General features: G+C 67.8%; 31 protein-coding genes. 30 read left to right on the forward strand and 1 reads right to left on the reverse strand.

The genetic code is table 11. From position 1 onward, the window contains the following. The first annotated feature begins 12 nt into the window (after positions 1 to 12). On the forward strand, positions 13 to 1,347 hold the full coding sequence (locus tag ACQRUO_RS07560) for a lipopolysaccharide biosynthesis protein (protein WP_428315010.1): 1,335 nt from the start codon (positions 13 to 15) through the stop codon (positions 1,345 to 1,347). A 103-nt stretch (positions 1,348 to 1,450) separates the two neighbouring features. Here the strand turns inward: ACQRUO_RS07560 and ACQRUO_RS07565 are convergent, their stop codons facing one another. Next, a complete protein-coding gene (locus ACQRUO_RS07565; protein WP_428314965.1) occupies positions 1,451 to 2,653 on the reverse strand; it encodes an acyltransferase family protein in 1,203 nt (400 codons plus the stop codon). 383 nt (positions 2,654 to 3,036) lie between these two features. On the opposite strand from ACQRUO_RS07565, the gene ACQRUO_RS07570 reads away from it, so the two are divergent. The 29 genes from ACQRUO_RS07570 to rpsM all read left to right on the forward strand — a co-directional run bounded on the left by ACQRUO_RS07570 (position 3,037) and on the right by rpsM (position 20,076). After that, entirely contained in the window at positions 3,037 to 4,872 is a 1,836-nt protein-coding gene (locus tag ACQRUO_RS07570; protein WP_428314966.1) for an ArnT family glycosyltransferase, read from the forward strand. Between the two features lie 505 nt (positions 4,873 to 5,377). Beyond that, entirely contained in the window at positions 5,378 to 5,686 is a 309-nt protein-coding gene (rpsJ, locus tag ACQRUO_RS07575) for a 30S ribosomal protein S10 (RefSeq protein ID WP_012785157.1), read from the forward strand. A gap of 14 nt (positions 5,687 to 5,700) precedes the next feature. Next, positions 5,701 to 6,348, forward strand: a complete 648-nt coding sequence (rplC, locus tag ACQRUO_RS07580; RefSeq protein WP_110670513.1) for a 50S ribosomal protein L3 — start codon at positions 5,701 to 5,703, stop codon at positions 6,346 to 6,348. A gap of 4 nt (positions 6,349 to 6,352) precedes the next feature. Continuing rightward, on the forward strand, positions 6,353 to 7,030 hold the full coding sequence (gene rplD / locus ACQRUO_RS07585) for a 50S ribosomal protein L4 (RefSeq protein ID WP_428314967.1): 678 nt from the start codon (positions 6,353 to 6,355) through the stop codon (positions 7,028 to 7,030). Continuing rightward, a complete protein-coding gene (gene rplW / locus ACQRUO_RS07590) occupies positions 7,030 to 7,350 on the forward strand; it encodes a 50S ribosomal protein L23 (protein WP_428314968.1) in 321 nt (106 codons plus the stop codon). Before rplD ends, rplW begins: the two co-directional genes overlap by 1 nt. A gap of 40 nt (positions 7,351 to 7,390) precedes the next feature. Further along, positions 7,391 to 8,227: a 50S ribosomal protein L2 gene (gene rplB, locus ACQRUO_RS07595; protein WP_428314969.1), complete on the forward strand. Its 837-nt coding sequence runs from the start codon at positions 7,391 to 7,393 to the stop codon at positions 8,225 to 8,227. 11 nt (positions 8,228 to 8,238) lie between these two features. Next, positions 8,239 to 8,520 carry a 30S ribosomal protein S19 gene (gene rpsS, locus ACQRUO_RS07600; protein WP_110670521.1) on the forward strand — a complete coding sequence of 94 codons (282 nt, stop codon included), beginning with the start codon at positions 8,239 to 8,241 and terminating at the stop codon, positions 8,518 to 8,520. A 60-nt stretch (positions 8,521 to 8,580) separates the two neighbouring features. Beyond that, entirely contained in the window at positions 8,581 to 8,928 is a 348-nt protein-coding gene (rplV, locus tag ACQRUO_RS07605; RefSeq protein WP_428314970.1) for a 50S ribosomal protein L22, read from the forward strand. After that, positions 8,928 to 9,761, forward strand: a complete 834-nt coding sequence (gene rpsC / locus ACQRUO_RS07610; RefSeq protein ID WP_184937216.1) for a 30S ribosomal protein S3 — start codon at positions 8,928 to 8,930, stop codon at positions 9,759 to 9,761. The genes rplV and rpsC overlap by 1 nt, the downstream gene beginning before the upstream one ends. 4 nt (positions 9,762 to 9,765) lie before the next feature. After that, positions 9,766 to 10,185, forward strand: coding sequence for a 50S ribosomal protein L16 (rplP, locus tag ACQRUO_RS07615; RefSeq protein WP_030232476.1), 420 nt, complete (start codon positions 9,766 to 9,768; stop codon positions 10,183 to 10,185). After that, a complete protein-coding gene (gene rpmC, locus ACQRUO_RS07620) occupies positions 10,185 to 10,409 on the forward strand; it encodes a 50S ribosomal protein L29 (protein WP_035848170.1) in 225 nt (74 codons plus the stop codon). Before rplP ends, rpmC begins: the two co-directional genes overlap by 1 nt. Then, positions 10,409 to 10,681, forward strand: coding sequence for a 30S ribosomal protein S17 (rpsQ, locus tag ACQRUO_RS07625; protein ID WP_014136278.1), 273 nt, complete (start codon positions 10,409 to 10,411; stop codon positions 10,679 to 10,681). The genes rpmC and rpsQ overlap by 1 nt, the downstream gene beginning before the upstream one ends. A 105-nt stretch (positions 10,682 to 10,786) precedes the next feature. Then, positions 10,787 to 11,158, forward strand: a complete 372-nt coding sequence (gene rplN / locus ACQRUO_RS07630; protein WP_030300391.1) for a 50S ribosomal protein L14 — start codon at positions 10,787 to 10,789, stop codon at positions 11,156 to 11,158. Positions 11,159 to 11,173: 15 nt separating this feature from the next. After that, on the forward strand, positions 11,174 to 11,485 hold the full coding sequence (rplX, locus tag ACQRUO_RS07635) for a 50S ribosomal protein L24 (protein WP_428315011.1): 312 nt from the start codon (positions 11,174 to 11,176) through the stop codon (positions 11,483 to 11,485). After that, positions 11,485 to 12,054, forward strand: a complete 570-nt coding sequence (rplE, locus tag ACQRUO_RS07640; protein ID WP_428314971.1) for a 50S ribosomal protein L5 — start codon at positions 11,485 to 11,487, stop codon at positions 12,052 to 12,054. Before rplX ends, rplE begins: the two co-directional genes overlap by 1 nt. Positions 12,055 to 12,058: 4 nt before the next feature. Next, complete coding sequence (locus tag ACQRUO_RS07645; protein ID WP_030393303.1) at positions 12,059 to 12,244, forward strand: type Z 30S ribosomal protein S14; 186 nt, start codon at positions 12,059 to 12,061, stop codon at positions 12,242 to 12,244. A gap of 282 nt (positions 12,245 to 12,526) precedes the next feature. Continuing rightward, the gene (rpsH, locus tag ACQRUO_RS07650) at positions 12,527 to 12,934 is read left to right on the forward strand and encodes a 30S ribosomal protein S8 (RefSeq protein WP_428314972.1); all 408 of its coding nucleotides are present in this window, start codon (positions 12,527 to 12,529) and stop codon (positions 12,932 to 12,934) included. A 22-nt stretch (positions 12,935 to 12,956) separates the two neighbouring features. After that, entirely contained in the window at positions 12,957 to 13,496 is a 540-nt protein-coding gene (gene rplF, locus ACQRUO_RS07655) for a 50S ribosomal protein L6 (RefSeq protein ID WP_428314973.1), read from the forward strand. Between the two features lie 3 nt (positions 13,497 to 13,499). Continuing rightward, on the forward strand, positions 13,500 to 13,883 hold the full coding sequence (gene rplR, locus ACQRUO_RS07660; protein WP_101381392.1) for a 50S ribosomal protein L18: 384 nt from the start codon (positions 13,500 to 13,502) through the stop codon (positions 13,881 to 13,883). 48 nt (positions 13,884 to 13,931) lie between these two features. Further along, positions 13,932 to 14,576, forward strand: coding sequence for a 30S ribosomal protein S5 (gene rpsE, locus ACQRUO_RS07665; protein ID WP_428314974.1), 645 nt, complete (start codon positions 13,932 to 13,934; stop codon positions 14,574 to 14,576). After that, positions 14,576 to 14,758 carry a 50S ribosomal protein L30 gene (rpmD, locus tag ACQRUO_RS07670; protein ID WP_030300409.1) on the forward strand — a complete coding sequence of 61 codons (183 nt, stop codon included), beginning with the start codon at positions 14,576 to 14,578 and terminating at the stop codon, positions 14,756 to 14,758. Before rpsE ends, rpmD begins: the two co-directional genes overlap by 1 nt. 2 nt (positions 14,759 to 14,760) lie before the next feature. Continuing rightward, positions 14,761 to 15,213: a 50S ribosomal protein L15 gene (gene rplO, locus ACQRUO_RS07675; RefSeq protein WP_428314975.1), complete on the forward strand. Its 453-nt coding sequence runs from the start codon at positions 14,761 to 14,763 to the stop codon at positions 15,211 to 15,213. A 321-nt stretch (positions 15,214 to 15,534) separates the two neighbouring features. Continuing rightward, positions 15,535 to 16,842, forward strand: a complete 1,308-nt coding sequence (secY, locus tag ACQRUO_RS07680; protein ID WP_428314976.1) for a preprotein translocase subunit SecY — start codon at positions 15,535 to 15,537, stop codon at positions 16,840 to 16,842. Next, complete coding sequence (locus tag ACQRUO_RS07685) at positions 16,842 to 17,501, forward strand: adenylate kinase (RefSeq protein ID WP_428314977.1); 660 nt, start codon at positions 16,842 to 16,844, stop codon at positions 17,499 to 17,501. Before secY ends, ACQRUO_RS07685 begins: the two co-directional genes overlap by 1 nt. A gap of 139 nt (positions 17,502 to 17,640) precedes the next feature. Beyond that, on the forward strand, positions 17,641 to 18,480 hold the full coding sequence (gene map, locus ACQRUO_RS07690) for a type I methionyl aminopeptidase (RefSeq protein WP_428314978.1): 840 nt from the start codon (positions 17,641 to 17,643) through the stop codon (positions 18,478 to 18,480). A gap of 65 nt (positions 18,481 to 18,545) precedes the next feature. Beyond that, positions 18,546 to 18,980 (forward strand): large conductance mechanosensitive channel protein MscL, encoded by a 435-nt coding sequence (gene mscL, locus ACQRUO_RS07695; RefSeq protein WP_428314979.1) that lies wholly within the window; start codon positions 18,546 to 18,548, stop codon positions 18,978 to 18,980. A 166-nt stretch (positions 18,981 to 19,146) separates the two neighbouring features. Next, complete coding sequence (gene infA, locus ACQRUO_RS07700; RefSeq protein WP_003956442.1) at positions 19,147 to 19,368, forward strand: translation initiation factor IF-1; 222 nt, start codon at positions 19,147 to 19,149, stop codon at positions 19,366 to 19,368. A 37-nt stretch (positions 19,369 to 19,405) separates the two neighbouring features. Further along, entirely contained in the window at positions 19,406 to 19,519 is a 114-nt protein-coding gene (rpmJ, locus tag ACQRUO_RS07705) for a 50S ribosomal protein L36 (protein WP_003956441.1), read from the forward strand. Between the two features lie 176 nt (positions 19,520 to 19,695). Further along, positions 19,696 to 20,076, forward strand: coding sequence for a 30S ribosomal protein S13 (gene rpsM / locus ACQRUO_RS07710; RefSeq protein WP_428314980.1), 381 nt, complete (start codon positions 19,696 to 19,698; stop codon positions 20,074 to 20,076). Positions 20,077 to 20,104 lie beyond the last annotated feature (28 nt).

A 20,104-nucleotide genomic window follows, 5' to 3' on the forward strand; every position in this document is an offset into this window, starting at 1 on the left:
GAAAGCGTGTCCATGAACCCCATCGCGAAGCTGCTGAAGGCCCTGCCCCCCGGAACCCAGCTGGTCGCGGGGGGCACGGTAGTGCTGGGTGCAGCCTCCTACCTCCACCTGGCGGCGGCCGGGCACAGCCTGTCGAAGTCGGACATGGCCGGCGTCTCCGTGCTGTGGACCCTGGTCATGTCGGTGGGGATCGGGCTGTTCTTCCCGATCGAGCAGGAGCTGACCCGGATCGTCGCAGCCCGGGTGGTCCGCGGGGACGGCGCGGCCCCCGTGCTGCGCCGGACGGCCCTGCTCACCGTCGGGATCCTGGTCGTGGTGCTGGGCCTGCTGGCCGCCTTCGCCCGGCCGATCGCCGACCGGCTCTTCCACGGTGACCTGCAGCTCGTCGCGGCACTCGGCGGCGCCTTCGTCGGCATGGCACTGTGCTACGTCACCCGCGGCATCCTGGCCGGCACCGGCCGGTTCAAGGCCTACGGCGCCCAACTGGGCATCGACGGCACGCTGCGGATCGTGCTGGCCTTCGGCTGCTCCTTCGCCGGGCTGCACTCGGCGCTCGCCTTCAGCCTGATCCTCTCGGTGGCGCCGCTGGTCGCGCTCGCCGTCACCCTGCCCGCCACCCTGCGCGCGGCCGAGCCGGGCGGAGCTTTCCGGCTCCGCGAGCTGGTCGGCGGCCTCGGCCTGCTGATCGTCTCCACCTTGCTCGCCCAGGTGGTGGTCAATGCCGCGGTCATGAGCACGCAGCTGCTCGCCCCCGCCCGGACCGACCTGATCGCCGCGCTGCTCAGCGCCCTGGTGCTGGCCCGGGTGCCGTTGTTCGTCTTCGGCTCGCTGCAGGCGTCCCTGCTCTCGGGGCTGTCCAGTGCCGTCGCGGCCGGTGACCACCAGGGCTTCATGCGGATGCTCCGCAAGACCTGCCTGGTGGTGGCAGGCCTCGGGGCGGTCGGCGGTGTCCCGGCCGTCCTGCTCGGCCCCTGGCTGATCGAGATCCTGTTCGGTGCGACGCCGGGCCAGCTGGGCCACCTGGACTTCCTCTGGTTCTCGATCGGCACCACCTGCTACATGCTGGCGATGGTCCTCGGCCAAGCCCAGATGGTGCTGCACAAGCACCTCGTCCAACTCGCCTCCTGGGGGTTCGGCACCGCCGTGCTGCTGGGCGTCACGCTGCTGCCCGGCGACATCACCGTGCGGGTCGGCCTCGCTTACGCGGTCGGTTCTGCGCTCACGGCGGCCGCCATGCTCGTCAGCCTCTGGCGTGCCGTGCCCAGGGCGCCCCGCGGGACGCAGGGCGCCCCGGAGGTCGCCGCCGCGACGGACGACCGGACGGTCTCGGCCCAGTCCCACTCCTGAAGCCCCGGGCCGGATCGGCCCGACTCCAGTGAAGAGGCCGGCGGCCGGACGGTGAGCTCATCGGAGCTCACCGTCCGGCCGCCGGCCTCTTCGTTCCCCCGGGTCAGCCCCCGACGCCGACCCTGGGCGGCGGGACGGGCTGCGCGAGCGGGGTGCCGGGCTTGGAGGTCCCGAGGTCCTTCAGCCGAAGGGCCGGCTTCTCCACCAGGTACCAGGAGAGGAGGGCCGCAGCCGCGGAGACGGCGATCGACAGCGCCGTGTACGGCGCGTACCCCCAGCGGTTGAGGTGGAACAGCGAGAGGCACTGCTGCGCCGGGAAGGCGTAGATGTAGATGCCGTAGGAGAGATCGACCTTGGTGCCGATCCTGGTCAGCGGGCGGGGCATCCTGGCCGCGAGCCAGATCAGCAGGTAGGCGAAGGCGGGCATGCCGATCACCTGGAGGCCGCCGTAGTGGGCGGAGCCCAGGAAGAGCCCGAGCGCCAGCACGGCAGCGACCCCGTTCATCGGGAGCCGCTCGCGGTAGAGCTCGGCCAGTGCGCCGAGGCCGAACATCAGCACCAGGGGCACGAGCGTGCTGAGGTCCAGCGAGCCGAGGAGGGGGAACCGCCACCCGCCCAGACCGTTCGAGGCGTAGAGCGGGGCTTGCAGGTGGGGGTAGGTCAGGACGGTGGACATCAGGATGGCGTAGAGGCCCGCGACGGAGGCCGCGACCACCCAGCGGGCCCGCCGCAGGATGCCCAGCGCGGCGAACGCGCCGACCGCCAGGTAGCAGAAGACCTCGTAGGCCAGCGACCACACGGAGCCGTTGAACGCGGTCTTGTAGGGCGTGTGGTCCAGCAGCCCGGATATGCCCCACTGGTCGATCCCCAGGCCCCAGTTGGCCTTGACGTAGTCCCAGGGCCCCTGGGGGTGGGACCAGAATCCGTCCAGCCGCCCCTGGTGGTAGGCCACCAGCGGCGCCAGCACGAACACCGTCACCGCGAGGCAGGCCCAGTAGCCGGGCAGGATCCTGATCGCACGGTTCCAGGCGAAGCGGGCCGGGCTCAACCGCATGCCGCTTCGGGTGATCAGCAGACCCGACAGCACGAAGAACCCGCCGACCGCGATGCCGCCCAGGCTGCTCTGCCCGCGGGTCTGGGCCAGGCCGAGGTCGAGCTTGGCGAAGCCGAGCGGCTCCGCGTGCGCGAAGATCACCGAGAGCGCGAGCAGCAGGCGCAGCAGGCCGAAGCCGTTCTCTCTCTTCAGCGCTGTGGCCAGCGGCTCGCCGGCCAGCGGGGATGGCTTCTTGCGCAGTTTGCGGGGCATCGCTTACGGGTCTCCAGACCGGAACGGACGGGGTGGGCGTCACCGCCAGGGACCTTCGAACACCCTGACCGCACACGCATGTGTAGCAGCCCCACGGTAGGGCACGCCCGTTCGGCCGAATAGCATGAGCATGGGCCGGCAGCACCGGAAGGCCTTGCGGGCCCCGTGCAACAGGCTCGATCGCCGGCACCGGACCCGTTCCGAGCCGGTGCCGCGCGCCCGCCGAGGCGGTGGGACCCAGTGCCGTTCGCGCGAGCGGTCGACCGGGCCTGACTATCATCGAAGGAACTTTCGGCACCTCGTCCCGGCGACCGTGGCGCCGTCCACCCGACCGAACGCGGCCCTCGCCGGCCGGCCCGGTCCCACGAGGGGGAATCCACACAGTGCAGTCTTCACGCGGCGCCGCTGAGCCGTCCGCTCCGGTGAACGCCGAGCCGGACAGATCCGCCGAACGGCCGGATTCCCCCCGCGCCCGGCTCGCCGCACTCGCGGGCCGCCCCGGCATCTGGCCGCTTGCCCTGGTGCTCGGCTACGTGGCGCAGGTGGCGTTCCGGCTCTCGCTGGTCACCGGGCAGAACTACCCCGTGGTGCACCCCGACGAGGACATGTACCTCACCATCGCCCGGCTCTTCGCCGGGCGGGGCATCACCGAGATCCCCAGCCAGCAGGTCATTCCGGGCGGGTATCCGTTGCTGATCTCCCCTGCGCTGCGGCTCACCAGCGATCCGGTGTACGCCTACCACCTGGTCCTGGGCATCAACGCGCTGATCAGCTGCCTGGTGCTGCCGCTGGCGTACTGGGGACTGCGGCGGCTCGAGGTCTCCCGCCCGCTCTCCTACGTCTTCGCGATGGCCGCGGCCGTGCTGCCGCCGGTGGTCTTCTACTCGCAGTACGCGATGGCCGACACCGCGCTGCCGCCGCTCTTCCTGGCCTGGCTGATCGGCCTGCACGGCCTGCTGTCGGACGGCTCGAAGCGCCGCCGGATCTGGTTCGGACTGCTCACCGGGCTCGCCGGCGGCTACACCATGGTGGTGCACGACCGCGGCCAGGTGGTGGTCGCCGTGACGATCGTCGTGCTGCTCGCCGTGCTGGTGCTCAGGTGGGCACCCTGGATGGCGACCGCGGTGGCGCTGGCGGCCACCGGCGCGATGGTCGCCCTCAAGCAGGAGACGCTCTCCTGGCTGCTCGCCCACAGCGACGGCTCGCAGCCGAGCGCCGTCGGCAACGCCGTCTTCGACACGCTGAAGCAGAGCTCCCTGCTGCACCGGACCCTGATGCGGATGTTCGGTCACCTCTGGTACCTGGTGACCAGCACCTGGGGCATCGCGGCCATGGTCCTGCTGGTCTGCGTGATCTCGGTGTTCAACTCGAAGCGGTCGCGTGCGGACCGGGTGGTCGCCTTCGTCCTGGTGGCGATGACCGGTGGCATCGCGCTGGCCGCCGCGGCCGGCCTGCCGAACGACCACCGGATCGACACCATCGTCTACGCCCGCTACCTCTCGCCGCTGGTGCCGGTGTTCTTCGTGGTGGGCACGGCGGTCTTCGTCCGTCTGCAGGACCGCCGGAAGATGCTCTACCTGGCGGCGGCGACGGTCGTGTCGACCCTGGCGCTCACCGAGCTGGTCGTGCACATGGCCGGCAAGCAGTTCCACACCGGGTACTTCATCGTCTGGGGCCTGCCGGACGCCACCTTCCTCTCCACCCTCTGGACGGGCGGGAAGTGGACCAGCTTCCACGCGGCGCTGACCGCCCTGGTCGCCCTCATCGTCTTCGCGGTGGCCGTGCTGGTGCGGGTGGCCGGCGGCCGACGGACAGCCCTGGCGGCCGGCGCCGTGGGCGTCGGGCTGGCGGTGTTCGCGGCCTGCGCGACCGTCTCGATCACCGACAACCTGGTGAAGCCGAACACCAGCTGGCGGGCCGGTGACGCCACCCAGTTCCTGAAGGCGGCGTCCATCTCCACCAGCGACGACGTCGTCATGGACGTGGGCTTCAGCTGGGAGAAGCGGATGACCATGGGCTACGAGCTGATCAGCGGGCGGGTCTGGACCATCAGTCTGCAGCAGCCGGCGGTGGTGCCCGCCCAGGCGAAGGTCGCCGTCGTGATGTTCTGGGCGAAGGACGCGCCGGCCGACAAGAGCTGGCCGAACGCCCCGCAGGGCTGGCACGTGACCAAGGCCGACGCCCAGGACGGCTACGCGGTCTGGAAGCGCGACCAGTAGTCCGCCGGTCCGTCCCGCAGGACAGCAGCCCTGCCACCGTCGCGGTGGCAGGGCTGCTGCGTTTCGCCGTCGATTGGCGTCCGACCTGCCGGTTGTGGCAGGATGTCCAAGTTGCTCGGTTGAGTGCCGATGCTGCGCGCCTCCCGTCGGGAGGACTGGAAGCGAGTCCCAGGTACTCGTCGTTCCCGTGATGGCCGTTCATATGGTCCGTGCGTGCCCCCAGGGGTCGCATGTGGGCCGTAGTGGTGTGTAAGCGACACCGCGGCAGCTGCGGGGCGAAAGTACGGGAATCTTCCAGGAAGCGTGGGCGGGGCCTCGACCCGGCTTTCCACGGGTGCAAGACCGGCCCGACCCCCTGAGGTGCTTTGCACCTCGTTTCACGGCCCGGGCGCGACACGCCCGACCGCGGGGGTCGGAGGTAATCACCCGGGGAGGCCACCGGAGAAGTCCACCCGGACGACTTCGGCCGCAAGGCAACAAGGAGACAAAGGACTACTGAGTAGCCATGGCGGGACAGAAGATCCGCATCCGGCTCAAGGCCTACGACCACGAGGTCATCGACTCCTCGGCGAAGAAGATCGTCGAGACGGTGATTCGTACTGGTGCGCAGGTCGCGGGCCCGGTGCCGCTGCCCACTGAGAAGAACGTGTACTGCGTCATCCGCTCGCCGCACAAGTACAAGGACTCGCGCGAGCACTTCGAGATGCGCACTCACAAGCGTCTGATCGACATCCTCGACCCGACCCCGAAGACCGTTGACTCGCTGATGCGCCTCGACCTTCCGGCCGGCGTCGACATCGAGATCAAGCTCTGAGAGGCGCGACGAAGATGGCAAAGCAGATTAAGGGCATCCTGGGCGAGAAGCTCGGCATGACCCAGGTCTGGGACGAGAACAACCGCATCGTGCCGGTGACCGTCGTCAAGGCCGGGCCGAATGTCGTGACCCAGGTCCACACCGCTGACAGCGCTGCCGGCTACGACGCCGTGCAGATCGGCTTCGGCGAGATCGACCCCCGCAAGGTGAACAAGCCCCTCGCGGGCCACTTCGCCAAGGCCGGTGTCACCCCGCGCCGCCACCTGGTCGAGCTGCGTACCTCGGACGCCTCCGAGTACACCCTGGGCCAGGAGATCACCGCCGAGCTGTTCGAGGCGGGTGTCAAGGTCGACGTGACCGGCACCTCCAAGGGCAAGGGCTTCGCCGGTGTCATGAAGCGTCACAACTTCAAGGGCCTCGGCGCCGGTCACGGCACCCAGCGCAAGCACCGTTCGCCCGGTTCCATCGGTGGCTGCGCCACCCCGGGCCGCGTGTTCAAGGGCCTGCGCATGGCTGGTCGGATGGGCCACGAGCGTGTGACCACCCAGAACCTGACCGTGCACGCGGTCGACGCGGAGAAGGGTCTGCTGCTCATCAAGGGCGCCGTCCCGGGCCCGAACGGCGGCCTCGTCCTCGTCCGCACCGCGGCGAAGGGGCTGTGAGGAAATGAGCACCATTGACATCCTGTCGCCGGCTGGCGACAAGGCGGGCAGCCTCGAGCTGCCGGCCGAGATCTTCGACGCCAAGGTCAGCATCCCGCTGATGCACCAGGTCGTCGTGGCGCAGCTCGCTGCGGCCCGTCAGGGCACCCACAAGGTCAAGACCCGCGGCGAGGTCCGTGGCGGCGGCAAGAAGCCGTACCGCCAGAAGGGCACCGGCCGGGCTCGCCAGGGCTCGACCCGCGCGCCGCAGTTCGCCGGCGGTGGCGTCGTGCACGGTCCCGTGCCGCGCGACTACTCGCAGCGGACCCCGAAGAAGATGATCGCCGCCGCCCTGCGCGGTGCGCTCACCGACCGGGCCCGCCACAACCGCATCCACGTCATCACCGGCGTGACCGCGACCGAGGCGCCGTCGACCAAGGCCGCCAAGGGCCTGTTCGGCAAGATCACCGACCGCAAGAACGTCCTCCTGGTCGTCGAGCGCTCGGACGAGCTGGGCCTGAAGTCCGCTCGCAACCTGCCGCACGTGCACATCCTGGACGCCGGCCAGCTGAACACCTACGACGTGCTCGTCTCCGACGATGTGGTCTTCACCCAGGCCGCCTTCGAGCGTTTCGTGGCCGGTCCGGCCGCGTCCGCCAAGGCCGTTGCCGCTGAGGGCGAGCTCGAAGGGAGCGCCGCCTGATGTCGGCACAGATCACGAGCAAGACGTACACGGACCCCCGTGACGTCCTGGTGAAGCCGGTCATCTCCGAGAAGAGCTACGCGCTCCTCGACGAGAACAAGTACACGTTCATCGTGTCGCCGGACGCCAACAAGACCCAGATCAAGCAGGCCGTCGAGGCGGTCTTCTCGGTCAAGGTCGAGGCCGTCAACACGCTCAACCGGCAGGGCAAGCGCAAGCGCTCGCGCACCGGTTTCGGCAAGCGCAAGGACACCAAGCGCGCCATCGTGACGCTGGCCGAGGGCAACCGCATCGACATCTTCGGTGGTCCGGTCTCCTGACTTCAGGGGATCGCGATCGTCGATTAGGACGAGGACGAAAATGGGTATCCGCAAGTACAAGCCGACTACGCCGGGCCGTCGTGGCTCCAGCGTGGCCGACTTCGTCGAAATCACGCGGTCCACGCCGGAGAAGTCGCTGGTTCGCCCCCTGCACAGCAAGGGCGGCCGTAACAACGCCGGTCGTGTCACCGCTCGCCACCAGGGTGGCGGTCACAAGCGCGCCTACCGCGTGATCGACTTCCGTCGTCACGACAAGGACGGCGTGCCGGCCAAGGTCGCGCACATCGAGTACGACCCCAACCGCACCGCGCGCATCGCGCTGCTGCACTACGCGGACGGCGAGAAGCGCTACATCATCGCTCCGCGCGGCATCGCCCAGGGTGACCGGATCGAGAACGGCCCCGCGGCCGACATCAAGCCGGGCAACAACCTGCCGCTGCGCAACATCCCGGTCGGTACCACCATCCACGCGGTGGAGCTGCGTCCCGGTGGCGGTGCCAAGATGGCCCGCTCCGCCGGTGCCGGCATCCAGCTGCTCGCCCGTGAGGGTCGCATGGCGCACCTGCGCATGCCCTCCGGTGAGATCCGTCTGGTGGACGTGCGCTGCCGCGCGACCGTCGGCGAGGTCGGCAACGCCGAGCAGTCGAACATCAACTGGGGCAAGGCCGGCCGTATGCGCTGGAAGGGCGTCCGCCCGACCGTGCGTGGTGTGGCCATGAACCCGATCGACCACCCGCACGGTGGTGGTGAGGGTAAGACCTCTGGTGGTCGCCACCCGGTCTCGCCGTGGGGCAAGCCCGAGGGCCGTACCCGTCGCCCGAACAAGGCGTCGGACAAGCTCATCGTGCGCCGCCGCAAGACCAACAAGAAGCGCTAGGAGCAGGTCAGATGCCGCGCAGTCTTAAGAAGGGCCCCTTCATCGACGGCCACCTCATCAAGAAGGTGGACGCTCAGAACGAGGCGGGTACCCAGAACGTCATCAAGACCTGGTCCCGTCGCTCCGTGATCAGCCCGAGCATGCTCGGTCACACGATCGCGGTCCACGATGGTCGCAAGCACGTCCCGGTGTTCGTCACCGAGTCGATGGTCGGCCACAAGCTGGGCGAGTTCGCTCCCACGCGCACCTTCAAGGGGCACGTGAAGGAAGACCGCAAGTCGAAGCGTCGCTAGTCGCTTCGCGAGCTTGAGCGCCAGTACGACTAAGTGACTTACTCCATTAAGGGGACAACCATGGAAGCCAGGGCACAGGCGCGGTACATCCGCGTGACGCCCATGAAGGCCCGCCGCGTGGTGGACCTCATCCGTGGCATGAATGCCACGGAGGCCCAGGCGGTCCTGCGTTTCGCTCCGCAGGCCGCCACCGTGCCGGTCGGCAAGGTGCTGAACAGCGCCATTGCCAACGCCGCGCACAACTACAACCACTCCAACGTGGACGACCTCTACATCTCCGAGGCGTACGTTGACGAGGGCCCGACCCTGAAGCGGTTCCGTCCGCGTGCCCAGGGCCGCGCCTACCGGATCCGCAAGCGGACCAGCCACATCACCGTGGTCGTCAGCAGCAAGGAAGGGACCCGGTAATGGGCCAGAAGGTTAACCCGCACGGGTTCCGCCTCGGCATCAGCACGGACTTCAAGTCCCGCTGGTACGCCGACAAGCTGTACAAGGACTACGTCAAGGAAGACGTTGCCATTCGTCGCATGATGACGAAGGGCATGGAGCGCGCCGGCATCTCCAAGGTCGAGATCGAGCGCACCCGCGACCGCGTCCGCGTCGACATCCACACCGCTCGCCCCGGCATCGTCATCGGTCGCCGTGGCACCGAGGCCGACCGCATCCGCGGCGACCTCGAGAAGCTGACCGGCAAGCAGGTCCAGCTGAACATCCTCGAGGTCAAGAACCCCGAGCTGGACGCCCAGCTCGTGGCTCAGGGCGTCGCGGAGCAGCTGTCCTCCCGCGTGTCGTTCCGCCGTGCCATGCGCAAGTCGATGCAGGGCACCATGAAGTCCGGCGCCAAGGGCATCAAGGTCCAGTGCTCCGGTCGTCTCGGCGGCGCCGAGATGAGCCGTTCGGAGTTCTACCGCGAGGGCCGTGTGCCGCTGCACACCCTGCGCGCGAACGTCGACTACGGCTTCTTCGAGGCCAAGACGACCTTCGGCCGCATCGGCGTGAAGGTCTGGATCTACAAGGGCGACGTCAAGAACATCGCCGAGGTCCGCGCTGAGAACGCCGCTGCCCGCTCGGGCAACCGTCCGGCCCGCAACGACGCCCGCCCCGCGCGTGGCGGCGAGCGCGGTGGCCGTGGCGGCGAGCGCGGTGGCGCCCGTGGCGGTCGTCGTCCCGCGAACACCGAGGCCCCCGCGGCCCCGGTGAGCGAGGCGCCGGCTGCTGAGAGCACCGGAACGGAGGCCTGACCTCATGCTGATCCCCCGTCGGGTCAAGCACCGCAAGCAGCACCACCCCAAGCGTCGCGGCGCGGCCAAGGGTGGCACTGAGCTGGCGTTCGGCCAGTTCGGCATCCAGGCCGTGACCCCGGCCTACGTGACGAACCGTCAGATCGAGTCCGCTCGTATCGCGATCACCCGTCACATCCGCCGTGGTGGCAAGGTCTGGATCAACATCTACCCGGACCGCCCGCTCACCAAGAAGCCGGCCGAGACCCGCATGGGTTCCGGTAAGGGTTCGCCGGAGTGGTGGATCGCGAACGTGCACCCGGGTCGGGTCATGTTCGAGCTGTCGTACCCGAACGAGAAGGTGGCTCGCGAGGCGCTCACCCGCGCCGCGCACAAGCTGCCGATGAAGTGCCGGATCGTCCGGCGCGAGGACGGTGAGAGCTGATGTCGGCCGGCACCAAGGCTGCTGAGCTGCGCGAGCTGGACAACGAGGGTCTCGTTGCCAAGCTCCGCGAGGCCAAGGAGGAGCTGTTCAACCTCCGCTTCCAGGCGGCGACCGGACAGCTCGACAACCACGGACGGCTCCGGCTGGTCCGTAAGGACATCGCGCGGATCTACACCCTGATGCGCGAGCGCGAGCTGGGCATCGAGACGGTGGAGAACGCCTGATGACTGAGAACACCAACGAGACGCGCGGTTTCCGCAAGACCCGTGAGGGTCTCGTCGTCAGCGACAAGATGGACAAGACCGTCGTCGTCGCCGTCGAGGACCGCGTCAAGCACGCTCTGTACGGCAAGGTCATCCGCCGTACGAACAAGCTGAAGGCGCACGACGAGCAGAACGCTTGCGGCGTGGGCGACCGTGTCCTCCTCATGGAGACCCGTCCGCTGTCCGCGACGAAGCGCTGGCGCGTCGTCGAGATCCTCGAGAAGGCCAAGTAACGAAGCCGATGAGGTACGGCCGTATGTGCAGCGGGGCCCCGCAAGGGGTCGCCGGTGTGAGCAGCGGCCGGCCCGTCGACTCTCGTTGACGATCAGGAGAAAGCTGTGATCCAGCAGGAGTCGCGACTGCGCGTCGCCGACAACACGGGTGCCAAGGAGATTCTCTGCATCCGCGTTCTCGGTGGCTCCGGTCGCCGCTACGCCGGTATCGGGGACGTCATCGTCGCCACCGTCAAGGACGCGATCCCCGGTGGTTCGGTGAAGAAGGGTGACGTCGTCAAGTGCGTCGTCGTCCGCACCGTCAAGGAGCGTCGTCGTCCGGATGGCTCGTACATCCGTTTCGACGAGAACGCCGCGGTCGTTCTGAAGAACACCGATGGTGACCCCCGTGGTACCCGCATCTTCGGCCCCGTGGGCCGCGAGCTGCGTGACAAGAAGTTCATGAAGATCATCTCGCTGGCGCCGGAGGTGCTCTGACCCATGGCGAACAGCATGAAGATCAAGAAGGGTGACCTGGTTCAGGTCATCACCGGCAAGGACAAGGGCAAGCAGGGCAAGGTCATCCAGGCCATGCCGGCTGAGAACAAGGTCCTCGTCGAGGGTGTGAACCGGGTCAAGAAGCACACCAAGCCGGGCCAGGGCACCGCCGGCGGCATCATCACCGTCGAGGCCCCGGTGCACGTCTCCAACGTCCAGCTGGTCGTGGAGAAGGACGGCAAGAAGGTCGTCACCCGCGTCGGCTACCGCTTCGACGACCAGGGCAACAAGATCCGCGTTGCCAAGCGGACCGGTGAGGACATCTGATGTCTGAGACGACTGTTGAGAAGGTGACCCCCCGCCTCAAGGCGAAGTACGCCGCCGAGGTCAAGGGTCAGCTGCAGGAGCAGTTCGCGTACGAGAACGTCATGCTGATCCCCGGCCTGGTCAAGGTCGTGGTCAACATGGGTGTCGGCGAGGCTGCCCGTGACAGCAAGCTGATCGAGGGTGCCATCAAGGACCTGACCGCGATCACCGGTCAGAAGCCCGCTGTCACCAAGGCTCGTAAGTCCATCGCGCAGTTCAAGCTGCGCGAGGGCCAGCCGATCGGCACCCACGTCACCCTCCGTGGTGACCGCATGTGGGAGTTCGTGGACCGTCTGGTGTCGCTGGCGCTGCCGCGTATCCGTGACTTCCGCGGCCTCTCGCCGAAGCAGTTCGACGGCCGTGGCAACTACACCTTCGGTCTGACCGAGCAGGTCATGTTCCACGAGATCGACCAGGACAAGGTCGACCGTCAGCGCGGTATGGACATCACCGTCGTGACCACCGCCAAGACCGACGACGAGGGCCGGGCGCTGCTGCGCGCTCTGGGCTTCCCGTTCAAGGAGGCGTGAGCCAATGGCGAAGAAGTCCCTCATCGCGAAGGCCGAGCGCAAGCCGAAGTTCGGCGTGCGGGCCTACACCCGGTGCCAGCGCTGCGGCCGTCCGCACTCGGTGTACCGCAAGTTCGGCCTCTGCCGTGTCTGCCTCCGTGAGATGGCGCACCGCGGCGAGCTGCCGGGCGTGACCAAGAGCTCCTGGTAATCCGGAGCCCCTGGTAAACGCATAGCGAAGCAGAGGTGCCCGACTCCACACGTCCCGGATTTGGGACAGCCGTACGGCTTCCCGTAGGGTAGTGGGGTCGGGCCCCCTGCCGCGGTATCCCCATGGGTACACGCGGCTCTTCTTCTGAAGGGCTCGCACCCAGTCTTACAACGTCGCAGGTCCCCTGCGTCTGTGCCCCTCCCGAACTCGCCGGCCTGCGGCCCGAGTGCGGTAGGGGGACCTGGCGCGGAGAAACCACGGCGAGAGAGGCCTGAGGCCAACATGACCATGACTGACCCCATCGCAGACATGCTCACTCGTCTGCGGAACGCGAACTCGGCGTACCACGACTCCGTCGTGATGCCGTCGAGCAAGCTCAAGGCGCACGTCGCCGAGATCCTGCAGCAGGAGGGTTACATCTCCTCCTACAAGGTCGAGGACCCGAGCGAGAACGAGGTCGGCAAGAAGCTGACCATCGAGCTCAAGTTCGGCCCGAACCGTGAGCGCTCCATCGCCGGCATCAAGCGCATCAGCAAGCCGGGTCTGCGTGTTTACGCAAAGTCCACCAACCTGCCGAAGGTGCTCGGCGGCCTGGGCGTGGCGATCATCTCCACGTCTTCCGGTCTCCTCACCGACAAGCAGGCCGCCAAGAAGGGCGTAGGCGGAGAAGTTCTCGCCTACGTCTGGTAATTCGGGAAACGGAGGTACAGCAATGTCGCGTATTGGACGGCTGCCCATCCCGGTTCCCGCCGGCGTGGACGTCACCATCGACGGCTCCACCGTGGTCGTGAAGGGCCCCAAGGGCTCGCTCACCCACGTTGTTGCGGCGCCGATCGAGATCAGCAAGGACGAGGCCGGCACCGTTGTCGTCTCGCGCCCGAACGACGAGCGTCAGTCGAAGGCCCTGCACGGCCTGACCCGCACGCTGGTGGCGAACATGATCACCGGCGTGACCGCGGGCTACCGCAAGTCGCTGGAGATCAGCGGTGTTGGTTACCGCGTCGCGGCGAAGGGCTCCGACATGGAGTTCTCGCTCGGCTACAGCCACCCGATCCTGGTCCCCGCGCCGGAGGGCATCTCCTTCGTCGTCGACTCGCCCACGCGGTTCCACGTGGACGGCATCGACAAGCAGAAGGTCGGCGAGGTCGCTGCCAAGATCCGCAAGCTGCGCAAGCCCGACCCGTACAAGGCCAAGGGCGTCAAGTACGCGGGCGAGGTCATCCGCCGCAAGGTCGGAAAGAGTGGTAAGTAAGCGATGAGCGTCTCTGTCAAGATCGGCAAGGGCGACGGCTACAAGAACGCCGCCCGCAAGCGCCGCGCGATTCGCGTTCGCAAGCGCGTCGTCGGCACCGAGGTGCGTCCGCGCCTCGTCGTGACGCGCTCGAACCGTCACATGGTCGCCCAGGTCATCGACGACGCCAAGGGTCACACCCTGGCGTCGGCGTCCACCCTCGACGTGTCCATCAAGGGCGCCGAGGGCGACAAGACCGAGCTGGCCAAGAAGGTCGGGAGCCTGGTCGCCGAGCGCGCCAAGGCCGCCGGCATTGAGTCGGTCGTCTTCGACCGCGCGGGCAACCGGTACGCCGGCCGCATCGCCGCCCTGGCGGACGCGGCTCGCGAGGCCGGGCTCGACTTCTAAGCCGCTCGTCGACTCTGTCGGCGGACGTAATCGAGAGAGGTAATTCCAATGGCTGGACCCCAGCGCCGCGGTAGCGGCGCCGGCGGCGGCACCGGCGGTGGCGAGCGGCGTGACCGTAAGCGGGACGACCGGGGCAACGCCCCCGCCGTCGAGAAGACCGCTTACGTCGAGCGCGTCGTCGCGATCAACCGTGTCGCCAAGGTTGTCAAGGGTGGTCGTCGCTTCAGCTTCACCGCGCTGGTCGTGGTGGGCGACGGTGACGGCACCGTGGGTGTCGGTTACGGGAAGGCGAAGGAGGTTCCGGCCGCCATCGCCAAGGGTGTTGAGGAGGCCAAGAAGAACTTCTTCAAGGTTCCCCGTATCCAGGGCACCATCCCGCACCCCATCCAGGGCGAGAAGGCCGCTGGTGTCGTGCTCCTGAAGCCGGCTTCCCCCGGTACCGGTGTTATCGCCGGTGGCCCGGTGCGTGCCGTCCTGGAGTGCGCAGGCGTCCACGACATCCTGTCGAAGTCGCTCGGCTCGGACAACGCGATCAACATCGTGCACGCCACCGTGGCTGCTCTGAAGGGCCTCGTGCGCCCCGAGGAGATCGCCGCCCGTCGTGGCCTGCCGCTCGAGGACGTGGCTCCGGCCGCCCTGCTGCGCGCCCGCGCGGCCGGCACCGCTGCCGCTCCGGCTGGGGCTGGTGTCTGATGGCTCGCCTGAAGATCACCCAGACCAAGAGCTACATCGGTAGCAAGCAGAACCACCGCGAGACGCTGCGTTCGCTTGGCCTCAAGCGCATGCACGACGTGGTCGTCAAGGAGGACCGTCCCGAGATCCGCGGGATGGCCCAGACCGTGCGTCACCTCGTCACGGTCGAGGAGGTGGACTGATCATGTCCGACAACCCGATCAAGATCCACAACCTGCGTCCCGCCCCGGGTGCCAAGACCGAGAAGACCCGTGTGGGTCGCGGTGAGGGCTCCAAGGGTAAGACCGCCGGTCGTGGTACCAAGGGCACCAAGGCCCGCTACCAGGTTCCGCAGCGCTTCGAGGGTGGCCAGATGCCCCTCCACATGCGTCTGCCGAAGCTGAAGGGCTTCAAGAACCCCTTCAAGGTGACCTTCCAGGTCGTCAACCTCGACAAGCTGGCCGAGCTCTACCCGCAGGGTGGCGAGGTCACGGTCGAGGGTCTCGTCGAGAAGGGCGCGGTTCGCAAGAACTCGCTCGTCAAGGTGCTCGGCACCGGCGAGGTCTCGGTTGCGCTGCAGGTCTCGGTGGACGCCGTCTCCGGCTCCGCCGCCGAGAAGATCAAGGCCGCCGGCGGCACCGTCACCGAGCTCATCTGAACTCGCTGACCCCCGCCTGACGGTCGGCTGACGCCGCGTCAGCATCGGAGCCCCGTCCCTCTTTCGAGGGACGGGGCTCCGATCATTTATGTGCTGATCACCATGAGTTGCGCGCTCAAGCCCGGCCAAAACCGGGCATCTGGGCGCCCTGTGGCCAACCCCGCGCTCCGCGAGCTTCTTTCGAGTGGCTGCGCACTGTTAGAGTCCGTGGAGTTCCCTTGTAGCCTGCCCCCCGGGTTGCGCGGAACCGGAACAGAATCAACTCCCCACCATCAGGACCGACCCTCCCGCCGACGACGTGCGGGAGGCGCAGGAGGCACCGTGCTCAGTGCGTTCGCGCGGGCGTTCAAGACGCCCGACCTGCGCAAGAAGCTGCTGTTCACGCTGGGCATCATGGTGCTGTTCCGGATGGGTGCGCACGTTCCCGTGCCCGGCGTGAACTTCAAGGCCGTGAACGAGTGCGTGAAGCAGAGCAACAACGGCCTCTTCGGCCTGGTCAACCTGTTCAGCGGCGGGGCGCTGCTGCAGTTGACGATCTTCGCGCTCGGCATCATGCCGTACATCACCGCCAGCATCATCCTCCAGCTGCTGACCGTCGTGATCCCGCGACTGGAAGCGCTGAAGAAGGAGGGGCAGGCCGGCCAGACGAAGATCACCCAGTACACCCGGTACCTGACCATCGCGCTCGCGATCCTGCAGGGCACCGGCATCGTGGCCACCGCCTCGAACGGCGCGCTCTTCTCCACCTGCACCTTCGGCAACCAGGTCGTGCCGGACACCTCGGTCTTCCGGATCGCCACCATGGTCATCACCATGACCGCCGGCACCACGATGATCATGTGGCTCGGTGAGCTGATCACCGACCGCGGCATCGGCAACGGCATGTCGATCCTGATCTTCACCTCGATCGCCTCCGGTTTCCCGGGCAACCTGTGGACCATCAAGAAGCTCGGCAAGCTGGGCGGCGGCTGGGTCGACTTCTTCGCGGTGATCGCGGTCGGCGTCGTCGTGGTGGTCCTGGTCATCTTCGTCGAGCAGGCCCAGCGCCGGATCCCGGTGCAGTACGCCAAGCGCATGATCGGTCGGCGCGCCTTCGGCGGTACCTCGACCTACATCCCGCTCAAGGTGAACCAGGCCGGTGTCATCCCGGTCATCTTCGCCTCGTCGCTGCTGTACATCCCCGCGCTGGTCGCGCAGCTGACCAACAGCAAGTCGGGCTGGGCGGTCTGGATCCAGAACAACTTCACCAAGGGTGACCACCCGATCTACATGGTCTCGTACTTCGTGCTGATCGTGTTCTTCGCCTTCTTCTACGTCGCCATCTCCTTCAACCCCGAAGAAGTTGCCGACAACATGAAGAAGTATGGTGGCTTCATCCCGGGCATTCGGGCCGGCCGGCCGACGGCCGAGTACCTGAACTACGTGCTCACCCGTATCACCTGGCCGGGGTCGCTCTACCTCGGCCTGATCGCGTTGATCCCGATGATCGGCCTGGTCGCCCTGAACGCGAGCACCACCATCCCGTTCGGCGGCACCAGCATCCTCATCATCGTCGGCGTCGGACTCGAAACTGTGAAGCAGATCGAGAGCCAGCTCCAGCAGCGTAATTACGAAGGGTTCCTCCGCTGATGCGAATCGTCCTCGTCGGACCTCCCGGGGCCGGGAAGGGTACTCAGGCGCACGTGCTCGCCAAGACCCTGTCCATTCCCCACATCTCCACCGGTGACCTGTTCCGGGCCAACATCAGCCAGGGCACCCCGCTGGGTGTCGAGGCGAAGGGCTACATGGACAAGGGCCTCCTGGTACCGGACGAGGTGACCATCGGGATGGCCAAGGACCGGCTGCTCCAGGCCGACACCGCGGGCGGCTTCCTGCTGGACGGCTTCCCGCGCAACGAGGAGCAGGCCAAGGCGCTGGACGAGTTCCTCGCCGAGCAGGGCATCGCCCTGGACGGCGTGCTCGACCTGGAGGTCCCCGAGGACGAGGTGGTCAAGCGGATCGCCGGCCGCCGGCTCTGCCGCAAGGACGGCGCCCACGTCTACCACGTGGTCTACAACCCGCCGGCCGTCGAGGGCGTCTGCGACGAGTGCGGTGGCGAGCTGTACCAGCGCTCGGACGACACCGAGGACTCGGTGCGGGTCCGGCTGGAGGAGTACCACAGCAAGACCGAGCCGATCATCGGCTACTACCGGCAGCAGGGCCTGGTCACCACGATCTCGGCCCTCGGCAAGGTCGACGAGGTGACCCAGCGCGCCGTCGAGGCGCTGCGGGCGGGCACCGCGGGCTGACCGACTCCCTCATAAGACCCACGGCCGCGGTACCCGCTTCGGGTACCGCGGCCGTGGGTCGTCGTACGGTGGGGGAGTGCACACGCCGCCCGGCCCGGGCCGGGCGGACGCTTACATATCGACGAAAGGCACCGGCCAGATGGTGGAGATCAAGACCCCCGAGCAGATCGCCAAGATGCGGGTGGCCGGGCTGGTCGTCGCCGAGGCGCTCAAGGCCTGCCGCGAGGCGGTGGCGCCCGGGATCAGCACCCAGGAGCTCAACGACATCGCGGCCAAGGTGATCGCCGACCACGGCGCCACCTCCAACTTCCGCGCCCACCACGGCGGCCTCTGGTTCCCGGGGGTGATCTGCGCCTCGGTCAACAACGAGGTGGTGCACGGCATCCCCGGTGACCGGGTGCTGGTCGAGGGCGACATGATCTCCATCGACTGCGGCGCGATCGTGGACGGCTGGCACGGCGACGCGGCGATCACCGTGCTGGTGGGCGAGGTCAGCCCGGAGCACGAGATGCTCAGCCGGGTGACCGAGGGCTCGATGTGGGCCGGCATCGCGCAGATGAAGAAGAGCAACCGCCTGGTCGACGTCTCCAAGGCGATCGAGGGCTACATCCGCCGCCAGCCGCTGCCCCCCAAGGGCAAGTGGGGCATCACCGAGGGTTACGGCGGCCACGGCATCGGCACCGCGATGCACATGGAGCCGCACGTGCTGAACTACGTCGAGCGCGGCCGCGGCAAGGGCCCCAAGCTGGTCCCCGGCACCGTGCTGGCGATCGAGCCGATGGTCTCGCTCGGCACCCCGCACACCTCGGTGCTGGAGGACGACTGGACGGTCGTCACCAACGACGGCACCTGGGCCTCGCACTGGGAGCACTCGGTGGCGGTCACCGAGCAGGGTCCGCTGGTGCTGACCGCCTTCGACGGCGGCAAGGCCCAGCTCGCGGCCCTCGGGGTGACCGCGGCTCCGGACCCCCTCGGCTGAGCCGGTATCGTCTGGGGCGCCATCACCGGGCCGAACCGGACATACACCCGAACCTGGGGGAAACAGTGCTCAAGGGCTTCCGCGACTTCCTGACGCGCGGCAACGTCGTCGACATGGGCGTCGGCATCGTGATCGGGTCGGCGTTCACCGCCGTGGTCACCGGGTTCGTGAAGGCCTTCCTGACCCCGCTGGTCGGTGTGGTGGTCGGCGCCACCGGCGACTTCAGCCAGTACAGCTTCACGGTGCTCGGCGTCACCTTCCCCTACGGGCAGTTCCTCAACGTGCTGATCGCCTTCGTGCTCACCGCGGCGGTGCTCTACTTCTGCGTGGTGCTGCCGGTGACCCGGGCCGCCACGCGGTACCTGCCGAAGAAGCCGAAGGTGGCCAAGCGCCCCTGCCCGGAGTGCCTGACCGAGATCCCCGAGGCGGCCAGCCGCTGCTCGGCCTGCACCGCCCAGGTGGACCCGGTGCAGCCGGTCGGTGCAGTGGTGGGCCGGTGAATTTTTCGGTTCGGCGGTCGGTACCGTACGATGGACCGTCGGCTCTCTCGTAGCGTGCTCCGGCACGCCCTCATCACGTCGCGGTTCCGTGGCGGTGAGGTGAAGCCTGGTTCGCACGAGCGTTCCGCATACGGTAGCCGGACCCGAAGGGTGGATCTCGCAGTTCATGGCAAAGAAGCAAGGCGCCATTGAGATCGAGGGCACCGTGATCGAGTCTCTCCCGAACGCCATGTTCAAGGTTGAGCTGCAGAACGGTCACAAGGTCCTCGCGCACATCAGCGGCAAGATGCGGATGCACTACATCCGGATCCTGCCCGATGACCGCGTCGTCGTGGAGCTGAGCCCCTACGACCTGACTCGCGGACGCATCGTCTACCGCTACAAGTAAACAGTCCCGTCAGATCGAGACCCGGAGAACCTGAACCATGAAGGTCAAGCCGAGCGTCAAGAAGATCTGCGACAAGTGCAAGGTGATCCGCCGCCACGGTCGGGTCATGGTGATCTGCGACAACCTGCGCCACAAGCAGCGCCAGGGCTGATCGTCCCGCATTTCTCGTAGTACCTTCGCGCGACGCGCAACAACGTCATACACGGGCCGCCCGATCCGTTCCCCCCGGGGACGGACTGCCACCCCCGGTCAGAGGCCGGGGCTCCATCTGTGTGAACAGTAGGAGTGGCGGCGCGTAAGACCTCTGAAGAACCACAGGAGCCATGAATGGCACGCCTCGCCGGCGTTGATCTCCCCCGCGAGAAGCGGATCGAGATCGCCCTCACGTACGTCTACGGCATCGGCCGCACCCGCGCCCAGCAGACGCTGGCCGAGACCGGCGTGAACCCCGACATCCGCGTCCGCGACATCACCGAGGACGACCTCGTCAAGCTGAGCAAGTGGATCGAGGCCAACTACCGCGTCGAGGGTGACCTCCGCCGCGAGGTTGCCGCCGACATCCGCCGCAAGGTCGAGATCGGTTGCTACGAGGGCCTGCGTCACCGCCGCGGCCTGCCGGTCCGCGGTCAGCGCACCCACACCAACGCGCGTACCCGCAAGGGCCCGCGTCGCGCGATTGCCGGCAAGAAGAAGCCGGGCAAGAAGTAGTCCGCCCGTTAACCGGACATCCCTCCGG

The organism is Kitasatospora sp. LaBMicrA B282 (genome assembly GCF_050325825.1).
Taxonomy (GTDB): domain Bacteria; phylum Actinomycetota; class Actinomycetes; order Streptomycetales; family Streptomycetaceae; genus Kitasatospora.